The organism is Kitasatospora sp. LaBMicrA B282, assembly GCF_050325825.1.
Taxonomy (GTDB): domain Bacteria; phylum Actinomycetota; class Actinomycetes; order Streptomycetales; family Streptomycetaceae; genus Kitasatospora.
In genome coordinates this window covers 27,665-47,029 of record NZ_JBNQTI010000053.1, presented here as the reverse complement: position 1 = coordinate 47,029, position 19,365 = coordinate 27,665, and the positions used below count along the sequence as shown (strand labels likewise).

16 protein-coding genes are annotated in these 19,365 nt (G+C 76.3%); 6 read left to right on the top strand and 10 right to left on the bottom strand.

The window, feature by feature from the left end; translation table 11 throughout:
* Positions 1-175: 175 nt before the first annotated feature.
* The 4 genes from ACQRUO_RS17220 to ACQRUO_RS17205 form a co-directional block, all read right to left on the bottom strand.
* A complete protein-coding gene (locus tag ACQRUO_RS17220; protein WP_428316805.1) occupies positions 176-1,714 on the bottom strand; it encodes an FAD-dependent monooxygenase in 1,539 nt (512 codons plus the stop codon).
* A gap of 28 nt (positions 1,715-1,742) precedes the next feature.
* Complete coding sequence (locus ACQRUO_RS17215) at positions 1,743-2,879, bottom strand: glycosyltransferase (RefSeq protein ID WP_428316804.1); 1,137 nt, start codon at positions 2,877-2,879, stop codon at positions 1,743-1,745.
* Positions 2,880-3,051: 172 nt separating this feature from the next.
* A complete protein-coding gene (locus tag ACQRUO_RS17210) occupies positions 3,052-6,174 on the bottom strand; it encodes a ferritin-like domain-containing protein (protein ID WP_428316803.1) in 3,123 nt (1,040 codons plus the stop codon).
* Positions 6,171-7,691 (bottom strand): flavin monoamine oxidase family protein, encoded by a 1,521-nt coding sequence (locus ACQRUO_RS17205; protein ID WP_428316802.1) that lies wholly within the window; start codon positions 7,689-7,691, stop codon positions 6,171-6,173. Before ACQRUO_RS17205 ends, ACQRUO_RS17210 begins: the two co-directional genes overlap by 4 nt.
* 244 nt (positions 7,692-7,935) lie before the next feature.
* Here ACQRUO_RS17205 and ACQRUO_RS17200 point away from each other — a divergent pair, with 244 nt between their 5' ends.
* Positions 7,936-9,078 carry a M24 family metallopeptidase gene (locus ACQRUO_RS17200; protein WP_428316801.1) on the top strand — a complete coding sequence of 381 codons (1,143 nt, stop codon included), beginning with the start codon at positions 7,936-7,938 and terminating at the stop codon, positions 9,076-9,078.
* Positions 9,079-9,128: 50 nt separating this feature from the next.
* On the opposite strand, the gene ACQRUO_RS17195 is transcribed toward ACQRUO_RS17200, so the two are convergent.
* The 3 genes from ACQRUO_RS17195 to ACQRUO_RS17185 form a co-directional block, all read right to left on the bottom strand.
* Positions 9,129-9,884, bottom strand: coding sequence for a hypothetical protein (locus ACQRUO_RS17195; RefSeq protein ID WP_428316800.1), 756 nt, complete (start codon positions 9,882-9,884; stop codon positions 9,129-9,131).
* A gap of 66 nt (positions 9,885-9,950) precedes the next feature.
* Positions 9,951-10,715: a DUF998 domain-containing protein gene (locus ACQRUO_RS17190; RefSeq protein ID WP_428316799.1), complete on the bottom strand. Its 765-nt coding sequence runs from the start codon at positions 10,713-10,715 to the stop codon at positions 9,951-9,953.
* Positions 10,716-11,032: 317 nt separating this feature from the next.
* Entirely contained in the window at positions 11,033-11,422 is a 390-nt protein-coding gene (locus ACQRUO_RS17185) for a hypothetical protein (protein ID WP_428316798.1), read from the bottom strand.
* A gap of 327 nt (positions 11,423-11,749) precedes the next feature.
* Between ACQRUO_RS17185 and ACQRUO_RS17180 the strand changes: the two genes are divergently transcribed.
* Positions 11,750-12,487, top strand: a complete 738-nt coding sequence (locus ACQRUO_RS17180) for a hypothetical protein (RefSeq protein ID WP_428316797.1) — start codon at positions 11,750-11,752, stop codon at positions 12,485-12,487.
* 576 nt (positions 12,488-13,063) lie between these two features.
* Here the strand turns inward: ACQRUO_RS17180 and ACQRUO_RS17175 are convergent.
* Positions 13,064-14,446: a S53 family peptidase gene (locus ACQRUO_RS17175; protein ID WP_428316796.1), complete on the bottom strand. Its 1,383-nt coding sequence runs from the start codon at positions 14,444-14,446 to the stop codon at positions 13,064-13,066.
* 534 nt (positions 14,447-14,980) lie between these two features.
* Positions 14,981-15,382, bottom strand: coding sequence for a hypothetical protein (locus ACQRUO_RS17170; protein WP_428316795.1), 402 nt, complete (start codon positions 15,380-15,382; stop codon positions 14,981-14,983).
* Positions 15,383-15,740: 358 nt separating this feature from the next.
* Between ACQRUO_RS17170 and ACQRUO_RS17165 the strand changes: the two genes are divergently transcribed.
* Together ACQRUO_RS17165 and ACQRUO_RS17160 are read left to right on the top strand one after the other, a co-directional pair.
* On the top strand, positions 15,741-16,046 hold the full coding sequence (locus tag ACQRUO_RS17165; RefSeq protein ID WP_428316794.1) for a hypothetical protein: 306 nt from the start codon (positions 15,741-15,743) through the stop codon (positions 16,044-16,046).
* 11 nt (positions 16,047-16,057) lie between these two features.
* A complete protein-coding gene (locus ACQRUO_RS17160) occupies positions 16,058-16,504 on the top strand; it encodes a hypothetical protein (RefSeq protein WP_428316793.1) in 447 nt (148 codons plus the stop codon).
* Positions 16,505-16,566: 62 nt separating this feature from the next.
* Here the strand turns inward: ACQRUO_RS17160 and ACQRUO_RS17155 are convergent, their stop codons facing one another.
* Positions 16,567-17,337 carry a crotonase/enoyl-CoA hydratase family protein gene (locus ACQRUO_RS17155; protein ID WP_428316792.1) on the bottom strand — a complete coding sequence of 257 codons (771 nt, stop codon included), beginning with the start codon at positions 17,335-17,337 and terminating at the stop codon, positions 16,567-16,569.
* Positions 17,338-17,516: 179 nt separating this feature from the next.
* Here ACQRUO_RS17155 and ACQRUO_RS17150 point away from each other — a divergent pair, with 179 nt between their 5' ends.
* Entirely contained in the window at positions 17,517-18,401 is an 885-nt protein-coding gene (locus ACQRUO_RS17150) for a helix-turn-helix domain-containing protein (RefSeq protein WP_428316791.1), read from the top strand.
* A gap of 130 nt (positions 18,402-18,531) precedes the next feature.
* Positions 18,532-19,314 carry a pirin family protein gene (locus ACQRUO_RS17145; protein ID WP_428316790.1) on the top strand — a complete coding sequence of 261 codons (783 nt, stop codon included), beginning with the start codon at positions 18,532-18,534 and terminating at the stop codon, positions 19,312-19,314.
* The last annotated feature ends 51 nt before the right edge of the window (positions 19,315-19,365 follow it).

The following is a 19,365-nucleotide window of genomic DNA, read 5'->3' as shown; positions in this document are numbered from 1 at the left end:
CGGGCGCAGGCGCGAAGAAGGGCGCCCAGCCGCGGAAGAAGCCCGCGCCGGGCGGCATGCGCGGGGCCGGGGCCGGGCGGCCCCGGAGCGGGTCCGGTGGCGGCGGTGCGGCGGCCAAGCGGGGCAAGCCGCGCGGGCGCTCCTGAGGGTTACGGCCGCGCCGCGGTGACGGAGATCACCGATCGGTCCTCGGGTACCAGCGCTGCAGGTAGCCGGTGACTTCCTCGGTGCGGTGGGTGCGCAGCGCCAGGTGGCGGTCCGGGCGGACCAGGAGCAGGGCGCCCGGGGGCAGCAGGCGGCGGGTGCTGGGGGAGGGCGGCAGCCGGTGCACGGTGAGCGGCACCGGGTGGGCGGCCAGCGCGGCGGTCAGCCGGGGGTCGGGCGCGGTGGCCCCGGTGACCTGGAGCAGCGTCCAGTGCCCGTAGTCCAGCAGGTCGTGCAGCCGCCGCCGGCCGGTCGCGGTCCACACCGCGAGGTCCGGCAGGCGGTCCCCGCCGCCCGCGGCGGAGAGCGCGCTCTCCCGGTGGTGCAGGTCGAGGTCGCTCAGGCCGGTGCGGATCGCGCCGGAGACCAGGCGGGTGCGCAGCAGCGGGCCGCCGGCCAGCCGCAGGCCGAGCAGGCTCCACCGGGTGGCGGGCAGTTCCAGCACGTCGAAGCGGGTGCGGCGGAGCACCCGCCGGGCGGTGCGCAGCTGCTCATCGGCGTAGGTGTCGAGCAGCTCCGCCCGCGCGCGGCCGCGGGCCACGGCGGCCAGCTTCCAGGCCAGGTTGTGGGCGCCGCGCAGACCGGTGTTCAGGCCGTGCCCGCCGACCGGTGCCCACAGGTGGGCGCTGTCGCCCGCGAGCAGGGCGCGGCCGGCGCGCAGTGAGCCGGCGAACCGGTCCTGGAAGCGGGCCCGGTTGGCCCACGGCGGATCGGTCGGCAGCAGCCGCAGTTCGGGCTCGCGGGCGGCGTGGGCCAGGAAGTCGCGCATCTCGGCCGTGGTCACCGGGGTCATCGGGGCGTCGTCCGGCTCGTCGGTGAAGCCGAAGAGGCGGTAGCCGCCGCCGGGCCTCGGCGCGCAGCCGGCCGACAGGCCACGGTCCAGGAAGAAGTAGCTGCGGCCCGGGTCGTAGCGCCGGCTCCACTCGACCTCGGCGTTGATCTGCTTGACCCGCAGCCGGGGGCGCGGCGCACCGTCGAAGGTCAGGCCGGCCGCCTCCCGGACCAGGCTGCGCGAGCCCTCGCAGCCGACCACCCAGCCGCACCGCAGGGTCTGCCGGTCGCCGTCGGCCGTGCGGACGTCGACCTCGGCGTGGTCGGTGCCGAGCCGCACCGCCACCGCCTCGGTCGACCAGCTGATCGCGCCGCCCACCTCGGCCAGCCGCTCGGCCAACAGCCGCTCGGTGTCGTCCTGTTCGATCGACAGGGCGTGCGGGTGGCGGGTGCCGGGCATGGTCAGGTCGAGCACGGCGACCGGGTGTCCGGCGGCGACCAGCTCGGCGCACTGCACCGGCAGGCCGTGCGCCGCGAACCGGTCGGCGCAACCCAGGTCGGCGAGCACCTCCAGCGCCCGCTGCCAGATCACCCCGGCCCGGGCCTCGCGCTTGCCGCGGTCCTGCTTCTCCAGCAACCGCACCGCCAGCCCGTGCTGGTGCAGTCCGATCGCCAGCGCCAGGCCGGTCGGGCCGGCCCCGACGACCACCACCTCGCAGTCCAGCCCGCCCGCCGCCATGTCGGCCTCCGTGGTGTCGTCCGTGCCGTCAGCTCGCCTCGCGCACGAGCTTCTCCAGCCGCCCGAGCAGCGCGTCGACCGGTGGCAGCGCGAGCATCCGGCGCTGGGCGGCGCGGGCCCGGGCGGCGGTGGCGGGGTCGGCGAGCAGCGCGCGGCAGGCGGCGGCGAGGTCGGCGGGGCTCGCGGGGGTGGGCAGTCGGCGGCCGAGGCCGAGCTCCTGGACCCGGTCCGCGTTGGCCGGCTGGTCGCCGAAGCAGGGCAGCACCGCCATCGGCACCCCGGCCCCGACGGCCTCCCGCACGCTGTTGTAGCCGCCGTGGGTGACCAGCAGCTGGGCGCAGCGCAGCACCAGCGACTGGTCGACGGCGTCCACCAGGTGCACCCGCTCCGAGGCGAGCGCCGGGTCCACCGGGACGCCACCGGTGGCGACCACGGAGTGGCAGTCCAGCTCGGCCAGCCCGGCCACGATGGTCTCCAGCAGGCCCGTGGCGTCGAACACGCCGATGGGCAGCACGGTGCCGATGGTGGCCAGCACCAGGGGTTGCTCGGTGGGCAGTTCGGCCAGCCAGGCGGGCAGCGCGGCGCCGGGCCGCACGGTGGCCGGTTGCTGGTACCGCAGCACGGTGGTGGGGCCGGCCCAGCCGGTGAAGGAGTACTCCGCGGGCATGCAGTCCAGTCGCCCGTACCGGTGCAGCGCGGCCGGGTCGGGCTCGGCGGGCAGGCCGAGGTCGGCGCGGCGGCGGTTCAGCGCCGGCAGCAGCGTGGCGGGGGCCAGGTGGTTGGCCACCCCCGAGGGGGCGGCGAGCTGCGGCACGCCGAGCGCCTCGGCGACCAGGTGGCCGGTGAACTCGCCGCCGTCCCGCAGCACCAGGTCCGGGGCGAAGGCGCGGGCCGGCGGGAGCAGGGCCTGGTAGCCCTCGTTCAGGTGCGGGCCGGCGAACCGCGCCAGCACCTGCTCCAGGTCGGGCCGGTCGGCCGGGGGGCGGTGGTCCAGCGGGTCGGGCAGCACCGGGGCCAGGTCCACCGGCAGGTCGGTGAGCGGGCCGAGCAGCCGGGGCGGGGCGGCGATCAGCACCCGGTGCCGGGCGGCGGCCAGCGCGCTGACCAGCGGCAGCACCGCGTTGACGTGGGAGGTGGAGCCGGTGACGGTGACCAGGACGCGCACGGGGTTCCTCCAGGGCCGGATGCCCAACACGGTAGTCCACGAACGTCGCGGAGCCGGGCCGTCCGCGCGTGTCGGGCCCGGCGGCCGGGGCGGGTGCGCCGCCGCGCGGCGCACGTGGGCGGCGTGCGCGGGGGCGTCCGCCCCGACGTGCCGGAGTGCGCCTGCGCCGGCCTCACGCCCGGGCCGCGCGGTCGAAGAAGTCCGCGTAGAACGCCAGCAGTTCGACCACCGCGGTCGGCACCTCGGCGACCTCGCCGGCCGCCCGGGCCAGGCGGGCGAAGCGCGCGGCGAACGAGCGGCGGGCCACGTCGGGGCGGGCGACGGGCCGCGGCGGAGCGGGCAGTTCGAAGGAGGGGCCGGCGGTGCGCCCGGCCCGCCCGGACTCCAGGGTGACCAGCACCTCGGCGAGCGGCCGGAGCAGGCCGGTCATCACGTCGATCGCCGCGTTCATCAGCCGGGAGCGGCGCAGGCTGGCGTCCGGGCTCTCCGCGAAGTGCTGCGCCATCAACTGGAGCGCCAGCCCGTAGCAGTGGTTGAACAGGGTGAGCACGGCGCGCGCGGTCGGGGTGGTCACCGGGTCCTTGGCCGCGTCGCCGTCGCCCAGGGTGGGGTTGCGCAGCACCGGGTAGGCGGGCTGCCAGGGCAGCAGCAGGCCGTGCGGGCCGGTGACCCGTTCGTCGGCGAGGGTCCGGCTGATCCCGCAGAAGGTGTGGAAGTGCGAGGGCTCGGCCGCCGCTCCGGTGGCGCCACGGCCCTCGCCCTGCTCGGTGATCAGGTCCACCGCGACCAGTGCGGAGGCCAGGTCGTCCACCTCCAACTGGTAGTCGGGGTGGACCCGTTCGACCGACTCGCGGAGGAACAGGTGGTGCTCGCCGCCGCCCCGGCCGCGCTGCACCAGGAAGAGGTCCGGCAGCCGCTGCAGGCCGTCCCGGATCGCCGCGTACAGCTCGCTGATCGAGCCCCAGCCGTGCCCGCCCGGGTCTCCGGCCAGCGCCGGGACCAGCCCCGCCGGCTGCTCGATCGCGACGAACCGGCTGACGCTTCCGATGTGCAGGCCTTCGAGCGCGAAGTCCAGCGGGACCGGCAACTCGGCGTTGAGCGTGCCGAAGTCGATCGCCGGCAGGTGGAACGGCTCGCCCAGCGCGGTGAGGATGTTGTTGGCCAGCAGGAAGTGGATCATCTCCTCGCGGGCCACGGCCAGCAGCGCCCCGCGCATCCCGTCGTCCAGGGTGGCCCCGCCCCGGCCGCAGGCCAGCGCCAACTGCCGCTCGGACCATTGTCCTTGGCGGACCAGGCGGAGCGCCGCACCGTGCGTGGGCAGCGAGAAGGCGGCGTACAGGTACTGCAGCATCACCGCCAGCTCCAGGGTGACGGCCTGCCGCAGGGCGGTGAGCAGTTCGCCGCGGGTGCGCAGCGGACGGGCGGTGGCCGGGGGTCCGGGTGCGGGCTCGGGCAGCCGGGCCGCCGCCTGCTGGTTGCGCAGGTAGGCCAGCAGCAGCCGGGCCTTGGCGTCGGTCAGGTCGCGGGTGGGCGGCATGTAGTACGTGCGGTCCCGGTTGGCCGGGTCGCACATCTGCCAGATCAGTTCGGCGTAGGTGGCGACCTTGCAGCGGTCGGCGAGGCTGAACACCTCGGCGGTCATGAAGGGCGAGAGCTGCTCGTAGAAGGCGAAGACCTCGCGGTGCAGCAGGGCGAAGTCCACCTCGTGGTCGGGGATCCGGTCCAGGTGCCAGTCGTCCGGCAGCACCCGGACGGCCAGCGCGCCCGCGCCCGCCCAGCGGGCCTGCGGATCGGCGTCGTCGAAGCCGGTCGGGTCGAGGGCGTCGTCGGCGTCTTCGGTGGGGTGGACGGCGGTGAGCAGCACCCGGCCGCAGCCCGCGCGGTCGCCGCGCAGCTCCAGGACGCCCGTGCCGTGCGCGTCCAGCCGCACCCGGCCCGGCAGGGTGAGCAGCTCGGCGGGCCCGCCGGTGGCCGGGTTCGGGTACGGGCGGGGCCGGACGGTCGCGCCGGCGGCCGGCTCGCCGCGCAGGTACCCGCGCAGCGGCACCCGGGCGGCGTGGTCCCGGCCGCGCGCCGCGTCGCGGTGGTGCAGCGTCAGGAACGCCTGGTCGCTCTGGACGTGGAGTTGCCGCTCGACCAGGTCGACGCCGTCGCCGACCAGCAGCAGCCCCTCGTCCCGCTCGGCTCCGTCGGCGTCGGCGGGCACGGTGACGATGCCCGCGGTCCGCTCGGCCCGGTAGGCCGGGCCGGGCACCCGGGCCAGCAGCCGGCCGCTCGCGGTGCGCAGCTCCAGGTCGCCGAAGTCGGTCGGCGGCCCGGGCGGGGTGCCGTGGTGGGTCAGCGGCACGGCCGTGACCAGGTTGAGGGTGGCCCGCCCGTCGGCCAGCCGGACGGTCAGCGGGCCCAGGCCGCCCGCGCCGCGCGGCACCAGCAGCCGGCCGGCCGGGTAGCTGCGCAGTTCGGTGGCGTGCCACGGGGCGATGGTGCCCCGCACCCGCCAGCTGTTCGGCGCGTCCGGGGCCGGTGGTGCGGCCATCAGGTCCAGCGCGAACTGGACCACCAGGCCGTCCGTGGCGGTGGCCGCCCGGCGCAGTTCGGCGACCGCGGGCGAGCCGAGCCGGTCCGGCAGCCAGCAGAGCCCCTCCTCCCGGGCCACCGCGAACTGGTGCACCGCGCTGTAGCCGAGCTGGTCGGCCAGCGCGCGGTCGGGCGGCTGCCGGAAGCGGCTGAAGCCCACCCAGCGCGGCGGTTGCAGGCCGCGCACCTCGCCGCTGGCCAGGTAGCCGTGGTCGTGCGAGCGGCCGAGCCGGCCGAAGGCGAACCGCCCGACCATCAGCGTCATGGTGGACCGGGAGGCCGGGTCCAGGTCGAAGACCCGGGCGCGGTTCACGGTGGTGCGCAGGTAGGGGTTGTAGTGGCCCCAGACGTCGACGGCGCGGCCGAGCACCGGGTCGGGCGGCGCCGCAGTGGCCGGCGCGTCGGGCCCGGCGGGTTCCGCGGTCTCCACCGCGGTGATCCGGGCGTCCAGCCAGAAGTGGCCGTTGCCGGCGAAGTTCCAGCCCTTGGCCAGGCTGAACGGCCCGTCGGCGGTCCACCGGCCGGCGGCGTCGAAGTGCGGGCCGAGCCGTTGCAGGTGGTCGTGGAACTCGGCGGCCGGCCGGTCCGGCGGGACGGGCCCGGCCGCGGTGCGCACCCGGTGGCCGGCGAAGTCGACCAGACCGCAACGCGGGCCGGTGGGCAGCCTGGTGGTTGCGGTGCCGGCGAAGTGCAGCCGGGGCAGCTCCAGGACGCTCATCCGGCTGCCCCCGCCCGGCCGCCGCCCGCCTGTCGGCCGCCCGCCCGTCCGCCGCGTGACCGGCCGCCGCCGGGGAAGGCTGCCAGCTCCGCCACCGTCTGCCGGGCCGACTCGATCGCGCCCTCGATCCAGGCCGGTGCGGTCGAGCAGTGCTCCCCGGCGAAGAAGAGCCGGTGCACCGGCCGGGCGGCCCGGGCCCGCTCCCGTTCGCAGCTCGCCGCGTCCTGCCCCCAGCGGGTCGCGCAGCCGCCGGCCCACGGCGACTGCCCCCAGGCGGCGCTGGCACAGCCCAGCACCATGCCGGGGCGCAGCAGTTCGGGGTGGACCGCGGCCAGCTCGGTGAGCACCCGGCGGTGTCGCAGTGCGCCGGGCAGGCGACCCAGGTGCTCCGCCTCGGCCCCCAGGGTGTAGCTGGCGAGCAGGGCCGCGCCGGCGTCGGCGAGCGGGTCCGCGGTCTCCTCGGCGGGCGGGTAGTAGGTCTGCCGGATCCCGCCGGCGGTGAACGAGGCGCCGCCGGTGATGCCCGCGTGCTGCCAGAACGGCTCGCGGCAGTGCAGCGCCACCTTGGTGGCCGGGCAGTAGTCCACCTCGTCCAGCACGGCCCGCTTGTCGGCGTCCAGGCCGGTCATGGCGATCCGGCGCAGCGCCGGGAACGGCACGGTGCAGACCGCGAAGTCGGCCCGGTGGACGTCCGGGTGCGGCCCGGCACTGCGGGCGTGCACCAGCACCTCGCGTTCGCGGACCTCGATCCGGACCACCTCGCGCCCGAGGACGACCGGGCGGCGCAGCCGGCCCGCCAGGCGGTCGGTCAGCTGGTCCATCCCGCCGCGCAGCCGCAGCAGGGTCGGGCCGGTCTCCACCAGGATGTCGTCCAGGAAGCTGTTCAGCCGCGGGCTGCACCCGGCCCGGAGGTCGGGGTGGGCGGCGAACAGCGCGTGCAGGTCCACCCGTCCGTCCGCCCGGAGCGGGTGGCCCGGCACCGCCAACTGCTCGACCAGCCCGAGCAGTTGGTCCCGCAGGTCGGCCGCCAGTTCCGCCCGCAGTTCCGGCGGTGCGACCGCCTCGACCACCGCGGTCAGCCAGGCGCCGACGGCGATGGTGGACGCCGAGTACGGCGGCGCAGGCGGCCCGGCGCCGTCGGCGGGCTCGGTCAGTCGGCGGCGGAAGTCGCTGATCAGCGGCTCGGCGGCGTCCTTGACCCGGACGAAGCCGGCGCCGGTGGCGAGCACCGCGTTCCCCTCGGCGAACAGGGTGCGGAACTCGGTGAGTCGCTCACTGAGCTGCAGGAGGTCCAGGTACTCCAGGGTCAGGCGGTGGTGGTCCGGGATCCGCATCGCGCCCAGTTCGACCAGCGGCGCCCCGGGGCCGCTGCCGAAACGGTGGGTGAGGATCCGTCCGCCGATCCGGCGGTCCGCCTCCAGCACGGTGACCCGGTACCCGAGCCGCTCCAGTTCCCAGGCGGCGACCAGGCCCGCCACGCCCGCGCCGATCACGGTCACCCGGCGAGCAGGGCGCATCGCAGCCACCTCCGGTCACGGGCGGGGCCGGCGGGGGCGCCGGCCGGGTCGAGTGCGACCGAAGTATCGACTGATCATCAGGTCGTCCGGCGGTCCGCCGTGCCGATGCGTCCACGAACCATGAGTCCGGGTGACGCGGCTACCGCCATTGGGACGCTCCGAGGTAGGTGCGTAACAAGCGTTTGGTATGTAAGGTGGCGCCGATCCGGCCCTCCCGGGGCGCCCGACGACTTACGGAGCCCGCATGTCCGACCCGGTCCAGCCGACCGCCGCCACGCACCCGGCGCCCGCCACGCCCGCCACGGCGCGGCTCCAGCAGGCGCGGGACGCCGCGGCGCGCGCCGGCATCGACGCGCTGCTGATCACCCCCGGCGCCGACCTGCGGTACCTGACCGGCTACCACGCCCTGCCGCTGGAACGGCTGACCTGCCTGGTGCTGCCGGTCGCGGGCGACCCCTTCCTGCTGGTCCCGGAGCTGGAGCGGCCCGCCGCCCAGGCGTCCCCCGCCGGCGGTCTCGGCGTGGAGATCGTCGGCTGGGCGGAGACGGCCGACCCGTACGCGATCGCCGCCGCGCGGCTGCCCGCGGGCGGCACCTTCGGCCTCGACAACCACATGTGGGCCGAGAAGGTGATGGCCTTCCGGCACGCCCTGCCCGGCGGGCGGCAGGTGCTCGCCGGCCCGCAGCTGAGCGAGCTGCGGATGCGCAAGACGCCGCAGGAGGTGGCGGCCCTGCGGGAGGCCGGCGCGGCCATCGACCGGGTGCACGCCCGGATGGCCGAGTGGCTGCGGGTGGGACGCACCGAGCGGGAGGTCGGCCGGGACATCGCGGAGGCGATCGCGGCCGAGGGTCACGTCCAGGTGGACTTCGTGATCGTCGGCTCGGGTCCGAACGGCGCCAGCCCGCACCACGAGCTCTCGGACCGGGTGATCGCCGCCGGCGACCCGGTGGTGGTCGACATCGGCGGCACCACCGCGGCCGGCTACTGCTCCGACTCGACCCGCTGCTACAGCCTCGGCGAGCCGCCCGCCGAGTACCGCCGGCTGTACCAGGTGCTGCTGGAGGCCCAGCGGGCGCAGACCGCCGCCGTGCGCCCGGGCATCACCGCCGAGCAGCTGGACGCGGTCGGCCGGGACGTCATCACGGCGGCCGGCTACGGCCCCGCCTTCCTGCACCGCACCGGGCACGGCATCGGGCTGGAGACCCACGAGGAGCCGTACATCGTCGCCGGTTCGGCCCGGCCGCTGGAGCCGGGCATGGCCTTCTCGGTCGAGCCCGGCATCTACCTGGCCGGGCGGTTCGGGGCGCGGATCGAGGACATCGTGGTCTGCACGGCCGAGGGCGGCGAACGGCTGAACCTGACGCCGCGGGAGCTGACGGTGCTCTGAGGCGGGGTGCGGGGCGCGGAGTGCCGGGTGCGGTGGTGGGCGGTCGCCGGTCAGCCGGGGTGGCCGGGGTGGCCGGGGATCGCGGCCAGGACGGACTCGGGGGAGGTCAGCACCGCCCAGAAGGTGGTGAGGTCCTCCTCGGGGTCCACCTCGTCGGGTTCCGGGTGCCGCCAGGCGACCGCGGAGTGCAGCACGGCGTGCTCGCGCGGCGCCAGCGCGGGCAGCGCCCAGCGCAGCTCCCGGGCGTCGGAGTCGCAGGACGTACCCCAGGTGGTGGTCCGGTCGTGGACCTGCGGCAGCAGGTCGCCCCAGCGGTGGGGAAGGTCGGGGTGGCGGCCCGTCGCCCGGTCGCACAGCTCCTCCTCGTCGGAGCTGCCCAGGGTCAGCACGGTCCGGTCGTTCCAGAGCGCGATCGCGACCAGGGACTGCGCGCCGCTGTAGTCGCACTGCACGTCGGCGGCCGGGTGGGGGAAGGCGGCCGACAGCTCGACCCGCTCCAGCGTCCGGCGGGCCGCCACCCGCCAGACGGCGCCCCAGCAGTCGGCGAGCGGGCGGTCGTCCGCGGCCTGCGCCGTCGTCCGCCGGGGGTCGAACCGGCAGAGCAGCAGCTCCAACTCGGCGTCCGGCCGGTCCCAGTGGAAGACCCGCGCACCGCCGGGCAGCCGGAACACCCGGTCGGGCAACGCGGGCAGCGGCCGGGAGTCGATGGTTGCGCCGAACGCCAGGCACCCGAGCAGCGTCGCCAGCGCGGGGGCGGTGCGGGCGGCGCCGGGCGTGCGGGGGACGGTGGGGAGCAGGCGGGGCATGCGGGGCAGCGTAGTGGGCGGGCGGGCGCCGCCCCGGGCGCCGGGCGTGGCCTCATCCGGCCGGCGCTAGGTGCGGGCGCTGGTGCGGGTGGGGCTGTTGAGGCGGGGTGCGGAGCGTGGGGCGGCCGCGGCGAGCATGGCCAGCCAGACGCCGACCAGCAGCAGGTGGATCCGCTGCGGGATGCCCTGGCCGCCGGGGTGGCCGAGCAGCGGGCCGACCGTGGCGATCGCCGCTGCCATCGCGGTCGGCAGCAGCCACGGTCCCCAGCGCCCGATTGCGGCGAGCTCCGGCAGGCCGCCGGTGCCTGTGCTGGTGCCGGTGCTGCGGCGGGCGGCCAGGATCAGCAGCGCCATCGACAGGAAGAGGAAGAAGTGCACCAGCGCGCTGGTCAGCGTGTGCCAGGGGTGCACCGCCTCGCAGCCCGGCTCCACCGAGGGCGCGCAGCTCATCGGCAGCGCGACGTCGGCCGCCGAGCAGAGGCCGAAGCCGACCATCGCCCACCAGCCACCGCGTGCCGTGCGGGCTGCCCGGGCCGCTTCCGCAGACCGCACACCGGCCGTGCCGGCCGCGCGGACCGCCAGCAGCGCGCCGGTGGTGACCAGCGTCGCCGTGGTCACCTCGATCGAGGCGAACAGGCGACGGAACGGCTGGTCGGCGGCGTAGAGCTCGCTGACGTAGGAGTTCGCCGGGGCGAGCCCGGTGGGCAGCAGGAACTCCAGCACCCAGTCGTTGTAGCTGACCGCGGCCGTGCCGAGCAGGACGCGGATCACGGCCCGGCGCCGGCCGTCCGCGCTGCCGACCGTGGCGGGCCGCTCGGGGTACTGATCCATGGAACTCCTGCGTCCTGGGGGCGCCGGGGGAGGGCGGCGCCCGTTCACAGTGGCAGCCGAGCGGCGCCCCGGCGCCGGCCCGCTCCGGCGAACGGGTGCGTCCGGCGGCGCACGTCACGCCTGGGGGTGACGGCGGGTCGGGCAGGGGGACGGTGCGGCGGTGGGCGGCGCTCCGGGCCCGCTCGCCCCGGACCTTGCCCCCGGGCGCCCGGGCTCGCCGCCGAACACCTGCCGGCCGCCGGTGACCCGGCGGCGGCCTGCCGGATCGACCTGACTCCTCCTCAGGGCCGGTGTGGTTCTCAGGGTCGGAGTGATCCTCAGGGCCGGTGTGATTCGAGACTGCTGACCCGCTGGGCGGCCGCGGCCTGCCGGGTCCGTGCGGTGGCCAGCAGGTGTTCGGCGGCGAGCACGGCCGCCCGGTGTTGCTCCAGCTCGGTCCTGGCCCGGGTCAGGGCCTCCGCGTGGGCCCGCCGTTGCCCGGCCAACTGTGCCTGGGTGACCGCGAGTTCGGCGCGCCGCTGATCCTCGCTGACCCGCTGCCGGGCGACCCGGGCCCGCTGCTGCTCGGCGCTCCCGGAGCGCCAGCCGGCGCGGCGCAGCCGAGCACTGACGTTGTCCACCTTGCACCCGCCGCTGCCACCCAGGTTGAAGGTGACCAGGGCACCGGCCGGCGGGCAGACGGTGACCTTCCGGCCGTTGCGTTTCACGCTCCAACCTGGGGTTCTCTCAACCGCGGCGACGATCTCCGCCAGGGCCTTCGGGGTAGAGGTGCCTGCCAAGATTCCTCCCGTCCTCGCTCCTGGCACCAGTGTCAGGACGGGGCAAGCCGGTGGGTGGGAATGCCGGAAGATGCAGTCTTCTGACCGCTTTTCCGCTGAGTCGGCCGATTTGCCGACCGTATCGGTCATTACCCGTCGCCGCCCGGTTCGGATGCGCGCAGCTGCGGGGGCGGGGTCCGTTCTCCTACGATCGATCGTTCGCGTCCCGGCGCGGGTGATACTGGAGCCGCACAGTCCAAGATCACGGAGGTGGGCATGACCGACAGGACCGACGGGCTCCAACCGCGGCGGCGGATACTGCTCTCCGCGGCGGCGGTGTTGGCGGCCGCCCCCGCGGTGAGCGGTTGCAGCAGTGGTCATCACAAGGGCAAGGCGGCGGCGGCCGGTGCGGCGACCCCGGCGGCCGGGCCGGCGCTCGCCGGTGCGGCGGGCGGCGAGCCGAAGGTGCTGATGCTGATCAGGCACGCCGAGAAGCCCACCGGCTCCGGCGCGCCCTACGGCCTCACCCCCGACGGCGAGCAGGACGCCAAGTCCCTGACCGTGCAGGGCTGGACCCGCGCCGGTGCGCTGGTCGGACTCTTCGCGCCGCGCACCGCCGCCGGTGCCCCGGCCGCCGCGCCGCCCGGCCTGACCCGTCCGACCGCCGTCTACGCCGCCGATCCGACCGGTGCCAGCAAGCGCCCGTACCAGACCGTCACCCCCGTCGCGGCCGCGCTCGGCGGCACCCCCGACACCCGGTTCGCCAAGGGGCAGGAGGCCGAACTCGCCGCCGCGCTGCAGACGCTGTCCGGAGCCGTCCTGGTGGCCTGGGAGCACGAGAGCATCCCCGCCATCGTCGCCAAGCTCGGCCCGGTCACCCCGGCCCCGCCGACCGGTTGGCCGGACGCCCGGTTCGACGTGGTCTGGGTCTTCACCCGCAGTGGCGACGGCTGGGCCTTCAGCCAGGTCCCGCAGGAGCTGTTGAGCGGCGACCTGCCGACGCCCATCGCCTGAGGCCGGCCCGCTCCGCCGGTGGGATGCTGGGACGGACGGGTGCGGCCCGGGAGGGCGCGCAGCCAGGACACGCAGCCCCAGGGCGAGCGACCCCGGGACACGGCGATGCGCCAGGACGCGGCACCACCCTGGGCGTCGGGCTGCTGATCGTGGTCGAGGCGGTGCTGCTGTCCGACCCGCCCGGCCCGGGCTACCCGCAGTTGATCGCCGACGCCGCGCGGTGCGCCGAACGGGGCCTGGCCGAGGCCCTGCGGGCGCCGTGGTGCCCAGGGCCTCTCTTATGGAGCTTGCCGGGCGCGCGACACCGGGCATCCCGGCTGGGCGTGCCGGCGGATCGTCCTCGTACGGGGTCGTACGTGGAGGGTCCGCCGGTGCGTTCGTGGGGGTACCTCCTGGCCGAAGGCTGGGGGAGCCGCGCGCCCGGCAAGATTCGTAGGAGTGGCCCTGGCGTCCGCGCAACGACGCAGCGGCCCGGCGGCGGGGATCGGTCGGATCCACGCCGGCGGGCCGCTGGTCAGGCCGGGGTGAGCTGACGGTTGCTCAGCTCACGTCACCGCACTCGCCGGGCGAGCGGGCTCACAGGTCGTCGCGCTCGGCCAGTGACTTGACGAACTGGTAGCCGTCGATGGTGCCCCAGCCGGTGGCCAGGTTGTAGCCGGGGCCGGCCTGGTAGCCGGTCACGCCGTTGGCGGTGTTGTTGCCCTTGGTGACGTCGACGATGCCGTTCGGGTCGTCGCTGTCCTTGTCCGCGCCGAGGTCGTAGAGCGCGGGGTTGATGTTGCCGAGCCGGTAGCCGGCCGCCTGGTCGGCCAGCGCGACCACGCCGGCCATCATCGGGGTGGCCTGGCTGGTGCCGCCGATGATGTCCCAGCCGGTGTCCTTGGGGTCGAAGCTGCTGTAGACCCAGGCGCCGCCGTCGGGCGCGGCGCTCATGCTGATGTCCGGGATGCCGCGCTGGTGGCCGGTGACCTTGGCGACGTCGTCCTGGTAGTCGGGGCGCTTGAAGACCTGCGAGACGCCGCCGCCGGAGGCGCCGCCGTCGCCGCCGTTCCACACCTCGTCGGGCGCGGTGTGCTTGCCGTTGTCGTCCAGGTGCAGGCGGGTGCCGCCGACCGCCGTGACCAGCGGGTCGGAGGCGGGCCAGCCGACCTGGCGGTCGGTGAAGAAGGTCTTGCCGTCCAGCTGCATGTCGGTGGCGCCGTTGTCGCCGGAGGCGGCCAGCACGGTGGCGTCCTCGTCGACCGCCGCCTTCAGGCCGTAGCGCAGGTCCTTCAGCAGGTGGTAGTCACCGGGCTTGCCGGCCTGCTGGGCGAAGGTGCCCTCGGTCGCGCCCAGGCTGAAGCTGAACACGTCGCCGCGGCCCTGGTGGGCCAGGCTCTTGACGGCGTCCATCATCTCGGGGAAGCCGGCGGTGCCCTCGGCCTCCGAGGTGCCGGTCTCGACCAGCAGGAGGTGCGCGCCGGGGGCCATGGCGTGCGCGTACTCGACGTCCAGGGTGGTCTCGCCGGCCCAGCCGGTCATGTCCGAGTTGGTCGGGTCGAAGGCCGGGACGTTGCCCCACTTCATCACCTCGACCTGGGTGTTCGGCAGGCCGTACTGGTGGTCGAACACCTCCAGGTCGTGCTGGATCGTCGGGGAGCCGAAGGAGTCGACGATCACGATGGTCCGCCCGGAGCCGTCGATGCCGGCGTCGGCGAGCGGCTGCAGGTCGTAGGCGGCGCGGTACTGCAGCGGGCCGTAGCAGTCCCGGTGCATCTTGGCCTGGCACTCGGAGGTGGACAGCGGCTGCGGCGCGGCGAGCTTGTGCGCCTGGCCCGCGCTGGCCGGCACCGGCACGACCCGCGGGCCGGGCGTGGCCGCGGCGGCGGCCGCACCGGCGCTCGCGGGCAGGAAGGCGGTGGCGGACAGCGTGGCGGTGGCGGCCAGCGCAGCAGCGCGCAGCAGGGTCCTGGAGGACAAGGGCTCTCCTTCGGAGCGGCGTCGCGCGGGCCGGTCGGCGCGCGACGGTATGACGTGGGGGACGGGCGAACCCGAACGCGGTGCCCGGACACCCCGGTGCCGCGGCGCGGCCCGCAGCGAGCTGCCGTGGGCGGCCGTGCGGATCGGTGCGCCGTCGGGCACGCTCGGGCACGGTGGTGCGTGGTCGTGCGCGGTGGGCGGCGCTGCCGTGGGCGGCGCGGGCGTGCGGGCATCAGCCGGGCAGGGTAGGGGAGTTGTGGATCGTTGCCCCCGCCGGCCGAATCACCCGCGCCGCTGCCGCCAAAGTCTGCCGGGCCTGCCGTCCGCCGGGTACCCGAAGGTCGGGAGGGGCGTGCCCCCGCCGTTCGGGGGGCTGTGAGCCCGTGGGCGGGGGGTCATCGGACGGGGGTGGGGCGCGGGCGGGGGTGCGAGGAGGGGTGACGGACGGGCGGCCCGCGTGGTGTGGGCCTGGCCGGGTGGGGCGGACGACGCGCGCCGGTGGGGGTGGGGGCGGAGTCCGGAGGAGAGTGGGTGTCAGTGGTCGGCGGCGTCCTCCGGGGTCTCGGCGGCGGGCGCGGTGGTGGGCCGGTCCGCGGTGGCGGGCCGGTCCGCGGCGGTGGTGGGCCGGTCCGCCGCGCTGCCGGGCGGGGCGGGCAGGCTCGGTGCCCCGGCGATCAGGGTGCCGCACACCGGGCAGGCCCGGCGCTGCCAGGTCGGCGGGCACCATGCGTCCGCGCTCGCCAGGTGCCCGGGCACGCTCTGCATGCGGTGGGCGGGCAGCCCGCACAGGGTGCGGGCGGCCGTGCTGTCGGTGGCGGGGAGCCGGGTTGCATGTACACGAACGACTGGCAGTCGTAGCAGGTCTGGCCGGTCGTCAGTGGGGAGCAGGCGCAGGTTGGCCGGTTCGTCGAGTTCCAGCAGGGCGATCAGATCCATGCCCACACGGTGACCCGGCCGCGCCGCTCCCGCATCCGGGACACCGCCGGCTTCTCGTCAGTCGCCGATGGCCCCCAGCCTGGCGGCCGGGAGGTACCCCCCCATCCTCGGCGCCGCCGATGCACGCACCCGTGGGGGCACCTCCCAGCCGCCTGGGGGTCCCTCCCGGCCGAAGGCTGGGGCGCTGGGGGAGCCGCCGCGCCCGCCCTTCGGGCGGACGACGGGGGTTTGAGGACAGGCCCTGGCGGCCAGCCGGGTCCGGGAGGTCCACCTCATCAGCCGCCGCGGGCCGGCCGAGGCCCGGTTCACCCCGAAGGAGCTGCGCGCGCTGAGCGAGCTGCCGGGCGCCGACATCACGGTGACCCCGGCGGGCGAGCCCGACGACCGCACCGAGCCCGAACGCACCGAGGAGGACCGCACCAAGCCCGACCGCACCGAGCCCCGCGCCCCCGGGCCGCCGGCCGGCGCGGACCGGCGGGTGCGCGGCAACCTGGAGGTCCTGCGGGACTGGGCCGGCCGGGCGACGCACGGTGGCACGCGGCGGGTGGCGGTGCGGTTCTGGGCCCGCCCGGTGGCGCTCCTGGGCACCGACCTGGTCCGCTCCGGCTGGAGCGGACCAGCGCCCCGACCGGGACGCGGGAGCTGCGCGGCACCGGTGAGCTGACCGAGCTCCCGGTGCAGCTGGTGCTGCGCTCGGTCGGCTACCGGAGCGAGCCGCTGCCCGGCGTGCCGTTCGACCGGGTGCGGGCCGTCGTCCCGCACCACGAGGGCCGGGTGCTGGGCCCCGACGGCCGGCCGCGGCCGGGCGAGTACGTGGCCGGCTGGCTCAAGCGCGGGCCGACCGGGGTGATCGGCAGCAACAAGTCCGACGCCGCGCAGACCGTCCGGTCCCTGCTCGCCGACCACACCCACCGCCCGGGGGCCGCCGCCCCGGCCCCGCGGGCGGCGGCCCCAGACCGGCAGCTGGGCGAGCTGCTCGGCGCGGCCGGGGTGCGCCCGGTCAGCTGCCGGGAGTGGCTGCGGATCGACGCCGCCGAACACGAGCTGGCCGCCGCGCTGGGCCGGGGCGAGCGGGTGAAGCTGCGTGACCGGGCGGCGCTGGACCGCGCTTGCGGGCACTGAGCGGCGCGTGGATCACCACGGGAGTGGATCACCACCACCCACCCGTCACCACCACCCGCCCGTCACTCCGCCGCGAAGCTGCCGTGCCGACCGCTGCCCCGGCTGAACCGGGTGGCGCCGGCGACCGTGTCACTGGCCAGCGAGACCTCGCCGTGCCGCCACTCGTTGGCCAGCGCCGCCGCCAGCGGCAGGCCGTGCTGCTCGTACACCGAGAGCCGGTCCCGGCGCAGGCAGGTCTGCGGGAAGGCGGCCAGTTGCTCGGCCAGGGCCACGGCCTCCGCCAGCGCCTGCCCGGGGGCGCTGAGCCGGTTGGCCAGGCCGATCCGCAGGGCCTCCTCGGCGCCGACCGGGCGGCCGGTGAGGATCATGTCCAGGGCGTGCGACTCGCCGATCAACCGCGGCAGCCGGACCGTGCCGCCGTCGATCAGCGGCACGCCCCAGCGGCGGCAGAACACCCCGAACACCGCGTCCGGGGCGGCCACCCGCAGGTCCGCCCAGATCGCCAGCTCCAGGCCGCCGGCCACCGCGTACCCCTCGACCGCGGCGATCACCGGCTTGCCCAGGCGCAGCCGGCTCGGCCCCATCCCGGCCGGTCCCTCGCCCGGCGCGCCCACCACCACGTCGCCGCGGGCCACCGCCTTCAGGTCCGCGCCCGCGCAGAAGTTGCCGCCCTGCCCGTACAGCACCGCGACGGAGGCGGTCGGATCGGCGTCGAAGGCCTCGAACGCCTCGGTGAGCAGGGCCGCGTGCTCGGCGTCGACCGCGTTGCGCACCTCGGGCCGGTCCAGGCCGACCACCGTGACCGGCCCGTGCCGATCGATCCGAACCACCATCAACTGCCTCCCGAGTCCTGCGGATACCGGTGCTGGAGACTACGCGTGCCCCGTCCGCCGCGCCACGGGGTCGGGCCGCCCGGCGCCGGTCGGGCCGGCCGGGCGCGCCGAGCGCCCGGTGCGCCGTCGACGGTACGGTGAACAGGTAGCCCGAACCCGGTCGAACGAGGCGGGACCTGGTGGAAAGCGGTCAGCCCGCGGGGATCCGGCAGCTCCACTACGCCCCTGCTGCCGGCGCGCGCTTCGGCGTCGAGGTGCTCGACTTCGCCGAGCTGCGCCGGACGGACCCGGACGGCGACCGCACCCGGCCGCAGCGCCCGGACTTCCACCTGCTGGCCCTGGTCCGCTCGGGCAGCGGCCGCCACCAGGCGGACTTCGTCGACTACCCGCTGGCGGCCCGCAGCGTGGTCTGGATCCGCCCGGGCACCGTGCACCGCTGGAGCGACGTCGACCGGCTGACCGGGGCGCTGGTGCTGTTCGAGCCGGGTCTCCTCCCCGCGGACCTGCCGCTCCCGCAGGCGCCGGCCGGTCCGGGTGCCGCGACCTGGCAGCTGGACGAGGAGCACTGGACGCCGGCGGTGCTGGCCGCCGACCACCTGGCGATCGAGCACGCGGCGGCGCTGGCCGACCCCGGGCCGGCCTCGGCGGCGCTGCTGGCCCACCTGCTGGCGGTCCTGCTGCTGCGGGTGCTGCCGACCGCCCCGCCGCCCGCGGCCGGGCCGGCCCGGGCTGCGGCCGACCCCGAGGTGTTCGCCCGTTACCGTGCCGCGGTCGAGCAGCGCTTCGCCGCCTGCCACCAGGTCGCCGACTACGCCCGCTCGCTCGGCTACGACCGCCGCACCCTGACCCGGGCGACCCGCGCGGCCACCGGGCTGGGGGCCAAGCAGTACCTGGACCGCCGGATCCTGCTGGAGGCCAAGCGGCTGCTCGCGCACACCGAACTGCCGGTCGCCGGCTGCGCGGAGCGGGTCGGCTTCGCGGACGCGGCCAACTTCACCACCTTCTTCCAGCGTCAGACGACCCTCTCGCCGAGCCGCTGGCGGGCCGAGCGCAGCGGCCGCTGACGGGCGCCGGCGGGGCAGCGGGCGGCGCACCGAAATAGTTGAACGATGAATTATGTTCTCCCTGGCGCACGGAGCACCGGCTGGCGCACGGAGCACCGGCCACGCCGCTGCCGAACGGAGAGGACCCGCCATGACCACCAAGCCCACCACCCAGCAGCTCCGCCCCCGGATCGAGGTCCGCCGCGCCGCCGACCGGGCCGCCACCCGGGCCGGCTGGCTGGACTCCAAGCACTCCTTCTCCTTCGGCCGCCACCACGACCCGGCCAACACCCATCACGGCCTGCTGCTGGTCAACAACGACGACATCGTCCGTCCCGGCACCGGCTTCGAGACCCACCCGCACCAGGACATGGAGATCGTCACCTGGGTCCTCCAGGGCTCCCTGGTCCACCAGGACTCCACCGGCCACTCCGGGGTGATCTACCCCGGCCTCGCCCAGCGGATGAGCGCCGGCACCGGCATCCTGCACTCCGAGAAGAACGACTCCTGGCGCCTGTCCGGCGAGGCCGCCCACACCGAGCCGGTGCACTTCGTCCAGATGTGGGTGGTCCCGGACGAGCCCGGCACCACCCCTGGTTACCAGCAGCTGGAGATCGAACACGAGCTCCTCGCCGGCGGCCTGGTCCCGGTCGCCTCCGGCCTCGACCGGCACGCCGACGAAGCCGCCATCCGGATCCGCAACCGCTACGCCGCCCTGCACGCCGCCCGCCTGCAGCCCGGCGAGCAGGTCCAACTCCCCGACGCCCCCTTCCTCCACCTCTTCGTCCCCCGCGGCGACCTGGCCCTCGAAGGCGTCGGCCCGCTCACCGCCGGCGACGCCGTCCGCTTCACCGCCACCGGCGGCCCGCGCCTCACCGCGGTGACCCCGGCGGAGGTGCTGGTCTGGGAGATGCACGCGACGCTCGCCGGCTGAGCACCGGCGGGCGGGCGCGCAACCGGTCACGGCGTGATCCGAAAGACACGC